Annotated in this window: 15 protein-coding genes; 4 read left to right on the top strand and 11 right to left on the bottom strand. The window is 46.8% G+C overall.

From position 1 onward, the window contains the following. Positions 1 to 19: 19 nt before the first annotated feature. From ACQW03_RS15135 to ACQW03_RS15120, 4 genes are all read right to left on the bottom strand, one after another. The gene (locus tag ACQW03_RS15135) at positions 20 to 1,198 is read right to left on the bottom strand and encodes a NupC/NupG family nucleoside CNT transporter (protein ID WP_071643087.1); all 1,179 of its coding nucleotides are present in this window, start codon (positions 1,196 to 1,198) and stop codon (positions 20 to 22) included. Positions 1,199 to 1,273: 75 nt separating this feature from the next. After that, positions 1,274 to 1,669, bottom strand: coding sequence for a cytidine deaminase (locus tag ACQW03_RS15130; protein ID WP_023990384.1), 396 nt, complete (start codon positions 1,667 to 1,669; stop codon positions 1,274 to 1,276). A gap of 30 nt (positions 1,670 to 1,699) precedes the next feature. Next, complete coding sequence (gene deoC, locus ACQW03_RS15125) at positions 1,700 to 2,362, bottom strand: deoxyribose-phosphate aldolase (protein WP_441950397.1); 663 nt, start codon at positions 2,360 to 2,362, stop codon at positions 1,700 to 1,702. Between the two features lie 206 nt (positions 2,363 to 2,568). Then, entirely contained in the window at positions 2,569 to 3,504 is a 936-nt protein-coding gene (locus tag ACQW03_RS15120) for a sugar-binding transcriptional regulator (protein ID WP_023990386.1), read from the bottom strand. A gap of 275 nt (positions 3,505 to 3,779) precedes the next feature. On the opposite strand from ACQW03_RS15120, the gene ACQW03_RS15115 reads away from it, so the two are divergent. Beyond that, a complete protein-coding gene (locus ACQW03_RS15115) occupies positions 3,780 to 4,193 on the top strand; it encodes a chemotaxis protein CheW (protein ID WP_029519325.1) in 414 nt (137 codons plus the stop codon). 60 nt (positions 4,194 to 4,253) lie between these two features. Here the strand turns inward: ACQW03_RS15115 and ACQW03_RS15110 are convergent, their stop codons facing one another. The 5 genes from ACQW03_RS15110 to ACQW03_RS15090 form a co-directional block, all read right to left on the bottom strand. Beyond that, positions 4,254 to 5,372, bottom strand: coding sequence for a slipin family protein (locus ACQW03_RS15110; protein ID WP_441950394.1), 1,119 nt, complete (start codon positions 5,370 to 5,372; stop codon positions 4,254 to 4,256). Positions 5,373 to 6,078: 706 nt separating this feature from the next. Further along, complete coding sequence (locus tag ACQW03_RS15105; protein ID WP_441950392.1) at positions 6,079 to 8,997, bottom strand: glycosyl hydrolase; 2,919 nt, start codon at positions 8,995 to 8,997, stop codon at positions 6,079 to 6,081. A gap of 600 nt (positions 8,998 to 9,597) precedes the next feature. Further along, positions 9,598 to 10,698: a bifunctional diaminohydroxyphosphoribosylaminopyrimidine deaminase/5-amino-6-(5-phosphoribosylamino)uracil reductase RibD gene (gene ribD, locus ACQW03_RS15100; RefSeq protein WP_441950390.1), complete on the bottom strand. Its 1,101-nt coding sequence runs from the start codon at positions 10,696 to 10,698 to the stop codon at positions 9,598 to 9,600. After that, positions 10,695 to 11,459 carry a GTP cyclohydrolase II gene (locus tag ACQW03_RS15095; protein ID WP_025722502.1) on the bottom strand — a complete coding sequence of 255 codons (765 nt, stop codon included), beginning with the start codon at positions 11,457 to 11,459 and terminating at the stop codon, positions 10,695 to 10,697. Before ACQW03_RS15095 ends, ribD begins: the two co-directional genes overlap by 4 nt. A gap of 83 nt (positions 11,460 to 11,542) precedes the next feature. Then, positions 11,543 to 12,640 (bottom strand): FAD-dependent monooxygenase, encoded by a 1,098-nt coding sequence (locus tag ACQW03_RS15090; protein ID WP_441950388.1) that lies wholly within the window; start codon positions 12,638 to 12,640, stop codon positions 11,543 to 11,545. Between the two features lie 252 nt (positions 12,641 to 12,892). Between ACQW03_RS15090 and ACQW03_RS15085 the strand changes: the two genes are divergently transcribed. Beyond that, complete coding sequence (locus ACQW03_RS15085) at positions 12,893 to 13,228, top strand: winged helix-turn-helix transcriptional regulator (RefSeq protein ID WP_023990392.1); 336 nt, start codon at positions 12,893 to 12,895, stop codon at positions 13,226 to 13,228. Positions 13,229 to 13,398: 170 nt separating this feature from the next. On the opposite strand, the gene ACQW03_RS15080 is transcribed toward ACQW03_RS15085, so the two are convergent. Beyond that, positions 13,399 to 13,791, bottom strand: coding sequence for a winged helix-turn-helix transcriptional regulator (locus tag ACQW03_RS15080; RefSeq protein ID WP_441950385.1), 393 nt, complete (start codon positions 13,789 to 13,791; stop codon positions 13,399 to 13,401). A 148-nt stretch (positions 13,792 to 13,939) separates the two neighbouring features. Between ACQW03_RS15080 and ACQW03_RS15075 the strand changes: the two genes are divergently transcribed. Both ACQW03_RS15075 and ACQW03_RS15070 read left to right on the top strand, forming a co-directional pair. Further along, a complete protein-coding gene (locus ACQW03_RS15075; RefSeq protein WP_441950383.1) occupies positions 13,940 to 14,458 on the top strand; it encodes a DJ-1/PfpI family protein in 519 nt (172 codons plus the stop codon). A 192-nt stretch (positions 14,459 to 14,650) separates the two neighbouring features. Continuing rightward, positions 14,651 to 15,352: a YoaK family protein gene (locus ACQW03_RS15070; RefSeq protein ID WP_441950381.1), complete on the top strand. Its 702-nt coding sequence runs from the start codon at positions 14,651 to 14,653 to the stop codon at positions 15,350 to 15,352. 12 nt (positions 15,353 to 15,364) lie between these two features. Here ACQW03_RS15070 and ACQW03_RS15065 read toward each other — a convergent pair whose 3' ends face one another. After that, positions 15,365 to 16,540, bottom strand: a complete 1,176-nt coding sequence (locus ACQW03_RS15065) for an alanyl-tRNA editing protein (protein WP_071643109.1) — start codon at positions 16,538 to 16,540, stop codon at positions 15,365 to 15,367. Positions 16,541 to 16,548: the final 8 nt, after the last annotated feature.

Genomic DNA, 16,548 nt, shown 5'->3' with positions numbered 1-16,548 from the left:
CCTGACTCGCTGTTTTTTTTTATAAAAACAACCCTGCAATCGTTGCCGACAGCACGCTAACCAGCGTTGCCCCGTACAACAGCTTCAGACCAAAGCGGGCCACCACATTCCCCTGTTTTTCATGCAAACCCTTTACAGCCCCGGAAATGATACCGATGGATGAGAAGTTAGCAAAGGATACGAGGAATACCGATACGATCCCGACCGTGCGCTCCGACAAGCCTGTTTGCTTGGTCAGATCAAGCATGGCCACGAATTCGTTGGATACGAGTTTGGTAGCCATAATGCTGCCCGCCTGAACGGCTTCGTTCCACGGAATACCCATGACAAAAGCGAAAGGCGCAAACACATATCCAAGCAGCGCCTGAAAGCTGATTCCAAACAACCAGGAGAAAATCCCGTTAACCATGGCAATCAGCGCCACAAAACCGATCAGCATTGCAGCTACCGTAATAGCAACCTTGAAACCGTCCATAATATATTCCCCGAGCATTTCGAAGAAGGACTGCTTCTCTTCCTCCTGAACCTCCAGTAAATCGTCTTCCTTCTCAATCTTGTACGGATTAATAATGGAAGCGATAATAAAGCCGCCGAACAGGTTCAATACCAAAGCTGTGACCACATATTTGGGGTTTAACATTTGCATGTAAGCTCCCACAATCGACATGGACACCGTAGACATCGCAGACGCACACAATGTATACAACCGATGTTTTGGCAGCAGACCAATTTGCTTCTTAACGGAAATAAACACCTCGGATTGACCCAAGATAGCCGAAGCTACAGCGTTGTAGGATTCCAGTTTACCCATTCCGTTTACTTTGCTCAAGACAAGCCCGATATATTTAATAATAAAAGGTAACACTTTTACATATTGCAAAATACCAATCAGCGCGGATATGAACACGATTGGCAGCAGTACACCGATAAAGAACGGTGCTGCTCCTTCATTCGCAATTCCGCCAAAAACAAAGTTAATCCCTTCAGTTGCATATGCCAAAAGACTATTAAAACCTTTTGCAAAGCCTTTGACCAGAAGTTCGCCAATACGTGTATTTAATAGCACACAAGCAAGCGCTGCTTGCAGAACAACCATTACTATCAGCGGACGATACCTGATTTTACGCTTGTCACTGCTGGCAACGTAAGTAAGTGCAAATACAACGAGCAGTCCCACCAGAGCGATTACATATTTCATTTAATTTCCCCCTCATTACATTAAGCGCTTACATTCCCCGTAAAAAGAATGCGCTCCAAAGAGGCATTCTTTTTTTTATTTGCCCAGATCCGCAGGTCGAAAAGCACCCGGCAGTAATTGATCCACCGTCCACTCTTCCGTGTTGCCATGAAGGTTTGTCAGATAAATTTTGGTATCTTGATGAGCAAATTCGGAAATAACCTGACGACAGGCCCCACATGGAGACACAGGTCCTTCCGTATCAGCTACTATCGCAATCGAATCAATTTGACGGCAGCCTTCGGATACCATTTTGAAAATCGCTGTCCGCTCTGCACAATTGCATAAGCCGTAGGAGGCATTTTCCACATTACATCCGTGATAAATCGTGCCATCGCTTCCGAGAACCGCAGCACCCACCTGAAAATTCGAATACGGAACGTATGCCTGTTTACGCGCCTCAAGCGCTTTCTGAATCAATTGATCCTTCATCGCGAATCCCTCCATGACTTTAAAATAAACTTAGTAGGAAGATGTTGACTGCTCGCCCTCGATGATCTTCACACCGGAACTTGCACCGATCCGACTTGCGCCAGCTTCTACTAATTTTTGCACGTCTTCCAGACTGCGTACACCGCCTGAAGCCTTGACACCAATCTCAGGTCCTACCGTTTTGCGCATCAAAGCCACATCTTCCGCAGTAGCTCCACCTGTTGAGAAGCCTGTCGAGGTTTTCACAAAATTCGCTCCCGCTTTGACGGACAGTTCACATGCCAGTACCTTCTCTTCGTCTGTTAGCAGGCATGTTTCGATAATCACTTTTACCAGTGTACCGGCAGCTGCCTCCACGACCGCACGGATGTCCTGCTCGACGAGCTGTACATTACGTTCCTTCAAAGCGCCTATGTTAATAACCATATCAATTTCAGTCGCTCCGTTAGCAATAGCATCTTTCGTTTCAAATGCTTTCGTTGCGGACGTGCTCGCTCCCAGCGGGAAGCCGATAACTGTACAGATGGCTACGCCTGTGTCTGCGAGCTGTTCTGCTGCATAAGCTACCCACGCCGGGTTCACACATACAGAAGCAAACTGATATTTTTTTGCCTCGGCAGTCAATTTCGTAAATTCATCCTTCGTCGCATCTGCACGCAACAATGTATGGTCGATTAATGCTGCAATGTTCATATCTAAAAGCTCCTTCATTAGATAAATAGTGTAAAGACAAAAGTCCTTTATTTCTCTGTGATGAGACCATCATAGCACGCCTTTGAACATATGTAAAACACATTTTGAAATTATGTTCAGGCTTATGCGCAAGGTGTCACCTACAATTCATATTACCCTGTAGGGACACGCCATAACCGTGTATTTTGCTGGATTGAAACGACTTTCTATTGTAAAAGTGCTTGTGCCGTAAACTGATCCGTCACCAAGATATTCGCATACTTGCCACGCAGCGATGCCCGAATGGCCTCCACTTTACGCTGGCCTCCAGCGACGAGAATGGACTTCTCCTTCTTTCGCAAATCAGGCAAATCAATCCCGACGGTACGGCTATTGATTTCCTGACTGCATATGTTGCCCTCAGCGTCAAAAAAGCGCGAGCAAATATCGCCCTTGCCAATTCTTTGCAGTAGCTTCTGCTCTTCCCCGTTAAAATAACCCAATCGGAACAGCAACGCATCCTCCTTGACCGTACCCACCGTAAACACCGCGATGTTCGCCTGCTTGCCAAGTTCAATAATACGCTGAATATGCCGATCCTCCTCGACCATTTTCTTAACGGCGTGACTGTCAAAAATCACAGGTAGCGGCAAATACCTTGCTATAGTATGAAAGGCTTCTGCGAACAAATTCACGGTTTCCACGGCATATGTGTTGACATGTGAATGGCTCACGCCTCCTTTGAGCTGAACCACCTCAACACCCTTGACCTGCTTTTGTTGGAGATGAAGCGCCACGGCATGCATTGTTGTTCCCCATGTCACACCAATAATATCAGCATCCTGTACCGTTTCATGCAAATAATCGGCTGCTTTTTTGCTAATATGCTTCTTGATCTCCTGATATTCATTTAACGGCGAATAACAGACTAACACGGTATCCAGTCCGTACTTCTTCTTCACCTGCTCTCCGAGCGCGTCCATATCCTCCATCGGGTCTACAATACTGATCCGCACGTATCCCTGTTCCTTGGCAGCCTGAAGTAACCGTGATACCGTAGGACGCGAAACCCCGAGTCTGACCGCGATATCTTGTTGACTGTAGTCGTTTAGATAGTATAATCTGGCTGCCTCGATACTTAATCGCTGCTTTTCATGATCCATTCTACCTCAACCCGCTTATCTTAAAATGTAGTGCCAGCGGACACAGATTTAGTCCCAAACATTATATATGAAGGGAAACTTGAAGCCACGCCTTGGCCGTATGATTGTTAATTTGGAAGATTTAACTGCTCGTTTGTGATATTCTGTGATTAACTACAACTACTTTACCGCATCCTCAACTTTATCGTTCCATCTGTCAAAACGCAATAGTTAACCCATTTTACCGCTCATTCACAACCTGTGATGGCTTATCTGAATATGTAAGGAGAATTGCTATGTCTGAATTTATTGTGTGCAGTCTGGCGGACAAAAAGTTCGCGTTAAACTTTGTGGAAGTAGAAGAAGTCATGAATGCCAAAAAAGGGACACCCCTTCCCTTTTCCGAGGCGTGGCATGAAGGAATGGTGACTATTCGCGGCAATGTATTTACGATCCTTAATTTACGCAAAAAGCTGCTTCTTCCTGCATCAAGCGATTCCTCCGAGGACAAAATGATTTTGCTCAGCCGTGCGAAGATTGCTCTGCTTGTCGATCAGGTGGAGGACACGGCTTCTGCCGAGGACAGTCAGCTACAAAGCAATGAGGAAGAGTGGCAGCGCGAGTTGTTCCCTACCGTGATGGAGCATCAGGGTACCCTCATTCCGGTGATCGATATGGACGCTTTTCTTGCATCCACCAAGACGAACTAAAACGCAAAATACTCCCAAACCTTGAGCATGCTTACACTCATCGTTGGGGAGTATTTTCAGTTATTGGAGTCCCTGCCCCTCTTTCATGTGAACCAGCGTGTTCAGCTGCTCCAGCAACGTATTTCCGCCAGTCAGCGAAATCGTGCCAATCTTCTCGCAAATTTTTTCCATGAATTCCAGTTCTTTAAGACGATAGAGGGTGGCATTCTCGTCCATCAGCTTAGCCGTATTGAGCAGACTGCGAGTAGATGCCGTCTCTTCACGTCGTGTGATGAGGTTGGCCTGTGCCTTCTTCTCTGCCAACAGCACGGTATTCAGAATATCCTTGATATCCCCCGGCAAAATAATATCCTTCACCCCAGCTGACGTAAAAATCACTCCATATTCGCCACTCTGCTCATTCAGTCGAGTCAAAACATATTCCGCAATCTCCTGCTTCATTTTCAGCAAATCATCCAGCTTCATCGTGCCAACGTATTCGCGCAACAACAGTTGAAGCATAATGTACATTTGCTCCTCGTATGCCCGGAATTCCAACGCCCGCAACGGGTCGATGATACGGTACTGACAGACGAAGTTGAGGCGCAGTGTGATTTTGTCCTCTGTCATGATTTCCTGTCCCATCAGGTCCATCTGCTGTTGTCGCATATCTATCGTTTTGATCTCTGTATTCACTGTGGACATCCAGAAATAATATTTGCCCGGTTTCAGCTCACCCTGCAACACATTATCGTAATATAAAAATCCCAATTCAAAGTTGCCCACCTGAAGTGCCTTCCAGAAGCCCGGTGTCTTGGACAAGAATGCTTGGCCCAATGCCTTATCAATTGCAGGCTGCCGAGTGTCTGCACGAACAAAACGATGCTCCTTGAGCATGTTCCAAAAAGCATATTTTCCAGCCGTTAGCAGCTCCACAAATCGATTATCCTCATAATGCAACACATATTCATGGTCCTCTACATCAATGACATTCAATTGCTCAAGCAATAGGGGATCTGTTAAAAACAAACGAATGTCATGATCAGGTACAAAAAAAGGTTCGGCTACATTCAAAATTTCAACTGCTTCCTGCTGAAATGTCTTCAATAGGTAAGTTCCTGGGTGCAACAACTTGTGGTAGCTTCCTTTTTTGAACAGCAGCCCGCGCTCATTAGATTTAATCGTTATCTTCTTAAACATCGTATCACTCCTAGTATTTAAAATCCTCAACTTAAAAATGTAGATTTCCGCGTGTAGCGGCTTCGCATGTTATAGTAAACACACATTTTTAAAATGAGGATTTTTTATTTTTATTTGTTGTAGTAGGATTAGTGACCCTTGCAGAGCATCCCTTCGGTGTGGACGGCGGGGTCAAGCTTAAGGAAAAAGAAAGATACCGCCTGTTTCCGTGTTCTAGGGATGGGATTCATCAGCCCAACATCGGCTGTGAATCTGTATCCCCGAAGCCTCGAACCCTGTCGGCGCTTGCTCTCTCCGGTATCCGCTGGCCGCATAGCCATCGCCCCGGTACCTGTCATTGAGACCAGACATGGGATGCTCTTATCCGGGTCTTTTCATTGTTTTTATTCGATCATTCGAATACTCTACCAGAAGTCGCGTGGAAGGCGATTGGGAATTGAACCCTAATGTTGGTGGATACATCAGAATTACAGGATACCTGACCCCATCAGGGCAGGCACTGCGGGACCTTTGGAAATCCACGCCTCGGTAATATCTTCCTGTATCAGCCTTTATCATTATTGCGCAACCTGGAACTCACGAACATGGCGAAAGTATTACGACCCTATAAAAAAACAAAAAAAAGACACAGGAGAAGCGTATGTGCTTCCCTTGTGCCTTTCTTTCTATAGTTAACTGTCGCGTTCGTATCTTAAGCCTGATCCACCTAGGATGTTTTTTCGAAAACGGGATCAACGCTCGGTAGTGGAAGTTGTGGAACGTCTGTCGTTGTAGAAGCAGTCTGCTGGTGTGTATAGCTGAATGAAGGGGTCTCGTATTGCAATCCCGCCTTTTCATAGGTAAACCAATAGCTGACAGCCTTCCCGATATTGAGGTTTGTAACCCGCTGCTCCCAGACACCGCCGTTGTTTGTCATTCGGTAATTGAGCTGTTGTCCACCAGTTAAAGTATAATGCACGTCAACATAGGCCGAGGCTGTTTTGGGTGTAAATTGAAGCAATGCTTCATGATCGCTGACAAAGCGAGCTCCTACTTTATAGTCCTCCGTTTCCCCGCCACCCTCATTACCACCAGATGCCGGCTCTGTCGTTACCCCTACCGCATTGCTTGCTGCAGATAGGTTACCAGCTGCATCTCGAGCCTTAACGGTAAAGCTGTAAGTGGAAGCTGCATTCAGCCCTGTAATTGAAGCGGAAGTACCGCTTATCTCTGCTGCCTGAGCCCCATCCTTATAAACGATATAACCCGTAACGCCAACATTGTCTGTAGCTGCATCCCACTCCAGAGTGACCGCCGAAGCCGTTTTGGTCGTAGCTCGAACATTCGCCGGGATGGATGGAGCCTCCGTATCAGGTTGCGGATTGCCACCGCCGCTTCCATTTCCGGTATTAAAGCTATTCGGCTGCACGGTAATACTGTGCCCATCTGAGAAGGTTACCGTTTTGACCTGGTTTGTAAAATTGTAGGCCACATAAGTTTTTACACCACTTTTATGAAATACGGCATAAATAGGTGAATTAGCGGTGATGCTGCGGTCGATGTTGCCTAAAGCATCCAAATTGTAGATCCAGTGGTAGGCATTCGCCTTGGAATTCCCCGCTTCCGGTGTCATGGCCGCTACGCGTGCACTGAATTTGGCCTTGGCATCGGACGGGTCCGAGATCGCTCTGTACATATACACAATATCTTCCCATGGACTGAAATTCCCACCGCTTTTTCGCAGCAGATCGTTATAATTTTTAGCCGCATACTCCGAATATTGCGTCAGATACAAGGAGGCCGAGGTAATTGGCAGCCAGTTGATACCATGCACCTCTGCGGCATTATTGGTCCACCATGTTGCATTCCCTACCGTTTTACCGCCCCAGATCATGCTTGCCGTCGCGCTTTGCATCCCTGCTGGGGTGTTTGTGCCATGCACATCAAACCAGTATTCGTTAATCGCATTCATTTCAGTTGTATATAGATAAATGCCCAGATCACGAGTTTGAGTATTTCCCGTCGCCTCGCCCCATAAAATAAGACCAGCCCAGGCATTCATCGCTTCCGAGGAGGATTCATTGTTGTTGCCATCGCCAAATTTGGCATGGCCGGAAGCCCAGGTATGCCCGGCATAGGGATCAAAATTACGCAAATATGGAAATTTCGAATCAGACCTGTCGGTATTGGCGATGTCACGAATGAGCAGCTGTACCATGTGCCCCCATTGGGAATTGGATGCCCAGCTCTTGTCCACACGTGCAATTTCGGCTGCGGCCTTGATAAAGTATCCATAATGGAAGTGATGGTCATTTAATTCTACCGCACTGCCAAAGCTGTCGGGATAACCGATCAACGTCCCCCAATTGTTGTTATACACAAATAGACTGGAGCTTTTCAGATTACCCGAGCTGTCACTGGCCTTAAACCAGTCCTGCAGCCGGCTTTTGATCTCATTGCGGAACTGGGTCGCTGCTGCGGTATTGCCAGCCTGGTCGGCAATCGGCGCCAGCGCTGCTAGCTTGCCCAGACGTTTTCCAATCCAGTACGTGTCTCTATCGCCGGAGTAGACTTCCGCTTTCGCTTCGTCTATATAACTGTTGAGCGTATTTTTATCGTAGGACCCCAAGTCGGGCAGGGAAGGCAGTACCCCTGTAAAATTCATTTTCGTTTGAAAAGAAGCCCCCTCTGCTGTTTTCATCAGACCGCGTACCGAATTGTACGTATAGCCTAGCAGGGGTTGTGATGAATTTTTCCACTGATGTGGGTATAAGGCAAAAATAGTGCCGCTTTGTGTGCCTTCTTTCGCTGTTGTTGCAACAGTAAAGGTGGTCGTCACCTCGGAAGAGGCTTCGTTATAGCTGTACTGTGCTTTGGAGTTTGTAACGAAAGAATAGGCGTACTGCTGAAATTTCTCCAATGTCGCGGTTGTTTTGTCAGGCAAAGCCGCCACTGTAAAATAGTTTTTCCCGTTCAATTGATTGATCAGTGTACTCGTTCCGAGGCCAGACCAGGTGCTGCCGGAAGGACCAAACAGACCATAGTGTGAGCCATTAACCGTAATGCCAAGCACAGGGGAACTAGCTGACCCAGACCAAACCTCTGGCACCCCGCTAAATGAAAGCTTGGGATTGCCACCGCCAAACTCAAAAAAAACATAGGGGGAGCCGTGTCCATAGGTAGCACTCATTTTATTGCTGCCGCTTTGAAATAATGATTTGACAAACCAGTCGCTGAAACCGTCCACCTTGGCATCAGGAAATGAAGCGCTTACAGAATGGCCAACGGAAAAATCGTTCACGTCATCCATCCAGCCTGCGATATATCCCGGATTTACCGTAATTTTCCCACTAGGGTTAAAGATGCGTAAACCGTTTTGCTGATTTTTCAAGGCAAGAGGATGCGGATATTGAGCCTCGGAGTACGGTACCCAGGCGAGGCTGCTCCACCAGTCATTGGTAGGCATTGGGCTGGTTACATTCGCTGTTTTGTAAATCTCGTTTTGCGGTGTTGCTGCTCCGGCAGGTAGTGTGGTTGAATATGAGCCAGCGCCTTGTGTGATCTCACCCGAAAAGGCTTTAGTAGAAACCGGTGCAGCTAAAAATATCAGACTAGCACTTAACAAGCATAATATCGTTTTTTTCACAACCTACATCCTCCTTTGAATTCTATAATCCCTTTCACTGCAAGGCTTTCCCCTTCTCTTCCAAGTTGAATTCAACTTCATTGTGCTTGATCTCAATTTCCAGGTCAATCCTTTTATTTCTATATTCTAACTAAACGAGGCGAAAGTCTCTAAAAATACATAAGAAACCAGGACGAAAAACCTAAGCATGCGTATTTATGTTATCTCAAATTCAACCCATTAGACATTCACTCTATGAGTTATTCATCCCATTAACCATTCACCTCAATAAACGTTTAGTATATAAAAAAAGAATCCTCCAGGCCTTTTAGCCCTTCAGATTCTGAGTTCTTTTAAGTATAAAGCTTTTGAGCTTTTGAGCTTTTGAGCTTTTGAGTATTTAAGTCCTTTTGCCCTTCCCATGCTCCACACCATTTCGGAAAAAGAGTGACTTTGCGGCGGGCAGTAGCGGAGCGAAGGGGTTGAATCTGGAGAAGCGTAAGCGTTCGCCTTTGCAGTGGGATTCTTACCTTTAAATGTCTTATACAATCCGAAGAATCCCACTGCAACAGCGATCGGAAGATCAACCCCTTCGCGGAGCCTCCTCCACCCTCAATTCACTCATTTTTCCCGCTCAAAATACCCTTCTAGTTTCCAGTCTACACCAACCTGTGTCACGCTCAAATCATGCAATGCCACCGCATCGCTCATCGCAGACACGCCCTCTCCCCCGAGAAATCCTGGGGCTGCGCGTCCTCCAACCAGCTTTGGTGCAATGTACAGCACCAGCTTGTCTGCCAGCCCTTGCTGTACGAACGAAGCGTTCACCTCGGCTCCGCCTTCCACGAACACCGATGACACCTCCGCCGCACCCAGAATATCCAGCATTTGCGGCAGGTTAACCCGATCGCTGTTTTCATCCTGTGTCGGATATACCTTCACACCCAGCTGTTCCAACTGGCTACGCTTGCCTTTATCATAAACGCGTCCTGTGAATATCCAGGTAGGCGCCTCCCCATCTGTAATGACACGGGCATCCAATGGAATACGAAGCTTGCTATCCAAAATGATGCGAATCGGATTCCGTCCTTCCGGTAGACGAGTCGTAAGCTGAGGATTATCGTGAATCACCGTCTGTACACCGACCAGGATTCCCACATGCTCGTTACGAAGACGATGCACATCCTCCCGTGCAGCCTCAGATGTAATCCATTTGCTTTCCGAGGTCCGGGTTGCAATTTTACCGTCCAGTGTTACTGCCGATTTGATCGTAATAAAAGGACGCTTGCTCACGATATATTGATTGAACACTTCATTCATGCGGATGGATTCCTGCTCACATACTCCGACAATGACCTCAATGCCCGCATCTTTCAAAATCTGTACCCCTCTGCCGGAAACCAGCGGGTTCGGGTCCAGCGCTGCAACCACCACCCGACGAATGCCTGCCTTCACAATGGCTTCCGCGCACGGGCCTGTCCGACCGTGATGGGAACACGGCTCCAGCGTTACGTAAATTGTCGCTCCCTGAGCGTGTTCACCCGCCATACGCAACGCATGAATCTCGGCATGTGGCTCGCCGGGCTTCAAATGAGCGCCGATCCCAACGATACGACCTTTGTTGACAATGACTGATCCGACGAGCGGATTCGGTTCGGTTTGCCCTTTAGCACTTCTGGCATTTTCCAGTGCCAGGCGCATATATTTTTCGTGAGTGGTCATAGAACCTCCCTGAGATCGGAATCCCGCAAATGGCCGGATCGTTCCACTTTTGTATTCAAATACCGTTCATTATATTGCGACACATCGCCCCAGAGCGGCATGCGACCCGCCACATTCATACCCGATTTCTTCAAGGCATCCAGTTTTTTGGGATTATTTGTGATCAGGGTTACTGGTTTTTGTCTCAGGTGACGAAGCACACTAATGGCATCCGCATAGTTGCGTGTATCATCTTCAAAACCCAATTGATGATTGGCTTCTACAGTATCCATACCTTCTTCCTGCAGAATATAAGCCATTGCTTTACTAAACAAACCGATTCCCCGGCCTTCATGGTTAGCCAGATAGAACAATGCACCCGTTCCATGTTCCACAATCATTTTCATGGATTGGTGGAGTTGAAATCCGCAATCACAACGCTTGCTACCAAAAATATCTCCAGTATGGCAAATACTATGCATGCGAACTAATGCATTTTCCGACTGTTGAAGATCACCGTACACCAAAACGCTTGACTGTTGTCCCTCTGCCAAATCCAGTGTGGACAATCGCTTCACAATCGTCTCAGCGGTGGCATTCAGTAAGTCCTGACGATCTTCCTCATCCCGTACGGGCAACCAGCAGTACCACTGAAAAACAACCGTTTCTCCTTCCATATTAACTGGCAGCTTGATCGGTCCTACCAAAATCGTCGAAGATTGCTCTCCGCGAACGGTTTGAATTTTATCGTTAAGTAGCGTAGCTACATCCTTTTGGTTCATCTCTCTGCACCATCCTTTATATGAGCTCTATATAGAAAATGCCTAATTTTTCAGAGGCTAATCGTTATTGTCAGGATCATAAATCATTGAACTATGTGTAAGAAATGTTCATGAAACGTGGATTCCATCGTCAGCTGCCGTTCCTGAAGCTCGGTGACAGCCTGTCGTCGTCCGTCTTCGAACGCCTTTAGGTCTCCTGCGGTATAGCTCTTCTGTCGTAAACGAAGAAGCTCACTGGCTAGCACATCGGCATCCTTCAAAGCTGCATTCAAGCCAAAAGCTCCGGTAGGTGTCATGGTATGCGCCGCATCTCCAATAAGGACCAGTCCGTTCTGCGCCCAGGTGTCACTGCGGCTGCTGAAAATATCCAACGGTACAAAGTCCTTCCATGAACGAATGTGATCATGCACACTATGCTTCAAATCTGGAAAAGCCTCGGTAAACCGTTGTATAAATGGTTCAAAAGATTGCTTAAACAGGGTTGGAAAGCTACCTTGCTCCACATTCCAGCCAATTTGAATATAGCCCTCAGCCTGCGAGAATAAAGCCAACTGCCCTCCGTTGACCCGTGCCAGACGAGTGACGGGCTCCCACCCAGCAGGTGCCGTGATTTTCGCCCATAGCAGATCATAGCCGTGCCGAATGTTTGTCACAGGCATCTGCGCCAGCTTGCGCACAGTCGAATAGCGGCCGTCTGCCCCTACAATCAACGAACTGTCAATCGTGATATCATGACCGTTCTTATCGCGGGCGATCAAGCCTGTGTACCCCTGCTCGCTGTTACCTTCCAACGCAGTCACAGTTGTACCCGCCAGGTAACGGAAGGACTCGTAAGTTGACGCCTGTTTGAGCCGAGACTCCAAAAATCGAGGCTGTGGAATATGAACCCCCACATTACCATCTACTGATGCTGGCTTGACCGTCTTCACTTGCTGCTGATGCTCCCAGTATTCGATTCTAGTGGAGGCGAGAACATAGTCCTCATGAATTTGTTCGAGCAGCTTATGCTTTTGGATCACTTCCTGACCCTCATCATTTAAAATTTCACCGCGAAAGGCCTTTCCCGCTATGCTCTGCCGCTCAATCAATATCGTGGATACACCCTGCTCTGCCAGTAGACAGGACAACAAAGTCCCTGCGGGTCCTCCTCCAACTACGCACACTTCACATTCCAACTTCATCTGACTTCCCCCTACGCCCGAACCATGGCCTCAACTGATAGCCCATACCTACAAAACTATTTTTTATAAGCCGTAATACATATTCATCTTGTTAAATCTTCATATATAAATCTCCGTGTCCAATCCAATGAGTTACTTTATGTAACAAAGTATATTTATATCATTCAATTTCGTCAAGTAATAAATTTATGTAAAGTAAAATCATTTACTTTTAACAGTGAATCGTTAATAATAGGAGCATGAGGTGATCACATGAACATTCCGCAGATGTGCCCACGGTTTGAAAAAGCTATGGAGCTACTGAGTAAGCGTTGGACGGTGTTGATCGTATTTCAACTAACCAATGGTCCGCAACGTTTCGTCGCTATTGAGAATTCAATCCCTAATTTAAGTGGAAAGGTCCTTTCCGACCGTCTGAAAGAGCTGGAGGAAGAAGGAATCATACAACGTATGGTCTATCCCGAGAAGCCCGTACGGATTGAATACTCTCTTACAGATAAGGGACGCGATTTAGCTCCTTTGTTTGACCATATCGGTACTTGGGCTACACGTTGGATTGAGGTTCTACCAGCACTTGAAAAGCAATGATCCATATGGGCTACAGCTATTTTTCTTAAACTAACATGATAAAAACACACAGACTGCTAACATGCCAAAGAACGCCTTTGCTCTAAGTACAATTTGTACTCATAGTGCAAGGCGTTCTATTTTTCATATGAAGGAACTTTATTGATTCACCTACATATCGATTCCATTATTTAAACGTTTCCCTCACCGCTGCGTTGCATTGCCTCACGAATGGATTGCACCCGTTTTTTCCCCCAGTCATACATCATCTCCACAATGGGTAAAATCGTCATCCCCAGCTCGGTCATCGAATACTCCACCTTTGGAGGTACCTCGGGATACACTTCCCGGTGCACAATGCCGTCCTCCATCAACTCCCGCAGCTGATTGGTCAGCACTTTATGCGACAGCTTCGGAAATAGCCTTTGCAGGTCACTGAAACGGTGCGCCCCTTCTGCACCCAGATGCCATAAAATGACGACCTTCCACTTTCCGCTTAAGACCGAAAGGGTCAGTTCCTTTTCGCAGTTATAGTCTCCGTTAACGATCTTCTCCCGTATTTCTTCTCTTAGCGTATCGGACATATATCAATTAACCCCTTCTAAATCATCATGGTTTGCACTCTAATAGTAACCTGCAGGTAACCTCCGTACTTGAAAGTGCATTCTTCACAGCCTGACGAAGCCATCCTACAATAGTAGATATCGTTTCACATTCAAGGAGGAATGAAGTATGAGTAAAAAAGCTCTTTTTATTATACCCCCAGAGCGCTTTAATGAGGATGAATTGTTTAAACCGAAGGAAGCGCTGGAGCAAGCAGGCGTTACTGTTACGCTAGCTAGTACAAAAACCGGCGAAATCACGGGTGACTACAACGGTAAAGCGACAGCTGATCTTGTTTTTACTGACGCTGTGCTGGCTGATTATGATGTGGTATCTGTGATCGGCGGATCAGGAACGAATGATCATCTTTGGAATAACGGGGATCTCCAAGCTCTACTGAAACAAACGCATGAGCAAAAGAAACTATTGGCTGGCATCTGCGCAGGCTCTGTGGCCGTGGCTCAAACCGGACTACTCTCTGGTAGAACAGCTACATGCTATCCTGTGGATGTACAAAAGGACCAGCTCCAATCGCATCAAGCCGAATATGTGGCACAGCATGTCGTTGCGCATAGCGACATTATTACAGCCGACGGTCCAGATGGTGCTCAGGAGTATGGTAAAGCCCTCGTTCAAGCTCTGCAATAAGCACATTCTCGAAGTTCCAGGTGGCACTTTAAACAACACTGCAACAAGCCGCATCAGGTCCTTTCTACTGTATGGACCTGATGTGGCTTCTTTGTGTCATTTTCATGCTAAAGTGACTAATTTAATTGTATGGTCCTGGATTTTCATGTTAGCTTTAAAGAATCGACGTTTAGCATAGGAGGCTTATATGCCGTGATTATGAAAGGCAAAATCCATTTACATCAGGTAACGTCCGAATCGTTACGACTGGGCGCCTTACTATCATTAGTAGGGGGCTTTTTGGACACATATACCTATGTTGGGAGAGGCGGTGTGTTCGCCAACGCACAGACAGGCAATATCGTGCTGCTGGCTGTCAAAGCCATTCAAGGGCACTGGATTCAGGCGTTAGCCTATATCCCGCCCCTGATCGCCTTTTCACTAGGCGTTTTTGTTGCTGAAGGGATTAAACGAAAATCAACCCACCGTCTAACTCCGGACTGGACCCGCGCTATTCTTTTACTGGAAATTGCAATTTTTTTCATCGTGGGATTGATTCCACAGGGAGTTCCCAATACGGTAGTGGTGGTGATCGTCTCGTTTGTCGCTTCTGTACAAATGACTTCCTTCCGCAAGCTCATTGATGTGCCATACACCTCTACTGTCAGCACCGGCAACCTCCGATCTGCTACAGAGGCGCTGTATGTCGCCATAACGACCAAGGACACGAACGCTGCCATTCGAGCAATGCGTTATGGTGTCATCCTGGCCGCCTTTTTGGTCGGGGCTTTGCTGGGGGGATTTCTGACTTTGACGATTGGAGATAAGGCCATTTGGGGCGCTGTTATTGCACTTATTTTTTCTTTTATTTTATTTACAGAAAAGGAAAAGTGGAAGCTTCCCCTCCGCCACTAATCCTCCATTACATCAACCCTGAATGAACTGCCGCTGGGCCGTTTCAAAGAAATTCAAAAGGTCTTCGCGGGACGAGAATGCAGCCTGAGCAGATTGGTTGCTACCGCCCCCCTTACCGTGAAACGCGCCCAGATTCTCTTTCAAAAATGCTCCGCAGGCAACAGATTGGGTGCCGTTATGTGCCAGAATAATTTTGTTTTCTGCTGTTGTGGCAAATAAAACAAGTAGATCATGCTCAGCTGTCAGCTTGGTAGCCAATTGCTGCATGTCCTGAAGGGATTTTTGTTCGAATACATGAGCAAGAACATGCCCCTGTACAGCAGATAGTAACTCTTTCGCCTGGTACGAAGCATTTTCCTCTTGTAGGAGCTCCACTTGCGCCTTGAGCTGCTTGTGCTCCTGCTCCCACTTTTCGAATCGGGTCAAAATATCCTTTCGCCCGGTATTAAACTTCGTAGATAACACATCCAGTATCTGAACACTATCGTTAAAGTCCTGGAGTGCGCGAACGCCACATTTGAAATGGATTCTTGCCATCCCCTTCTGCTTCTCCCATTTTAAGCATTTAATAATCCCAATTTCCCCGGTCTGAGCTACATGAGTACCGCCGCAAGCATTATATTCAATGCCCTCGATCTCGACAATCCGAATATTTTCCGTCACTTTGGGCGTTTTCACAAGCGGAATATCCTTCAATTGCTCACTGGTTACAAAAAAACTTTTTATGCTACGATTACTATAGATTTGCTCATTTACTTCCTGTTCGATTGCTGATAGCTGCGCAGGTGTTACATCCGAACAGTTCACATCAATCGTGGCATATTCTTGTCCCAGATGAAAGCTTTCAGTACGCGCACCCAACAGTTCCAGACAAACCGCTGACAGCAAATGCTGCCCGCTATGCTGCTGCATATGATCAAATCTGCGCTCCCAATCCAATTGGCAGGCCACTTTTCGATCCTCCGGCAAACGCTCTACCTGATGCCAAATGTCCCCATCTTCGAGGACAACATCTAATACACGGACGCCCTGAATTGTTCCTGTATCACAAGGCTGGCCTCCGCCATGCGGATAAAAGGCCGTTTCCTCCAGCATAACCAAATATTTTCCGTCCCTTTCCATGCTCTGTGTAATATGAGTGTCCCACTCCGTAAGATTTGGAGCAGTGTAGTATAATTTTGTCGTCATTCCAGATC

Origin of the sequence: Paenibacillus sp. DRB1-1, assembly GCF_052119485.1 — a bacterium.
Taxonomy (GTDB): Bacteria; Bacillota; Bacilli; order Paenibacillales; family Paenibacillaceae; genus Paenibacillus; species Paenibacillus polymyxa_B.
The sequence above is the reverse complement of the archived record's forward strand: the minus strand, read 5'-3'. Positions and strand labels throughout refer to the sequence as shown.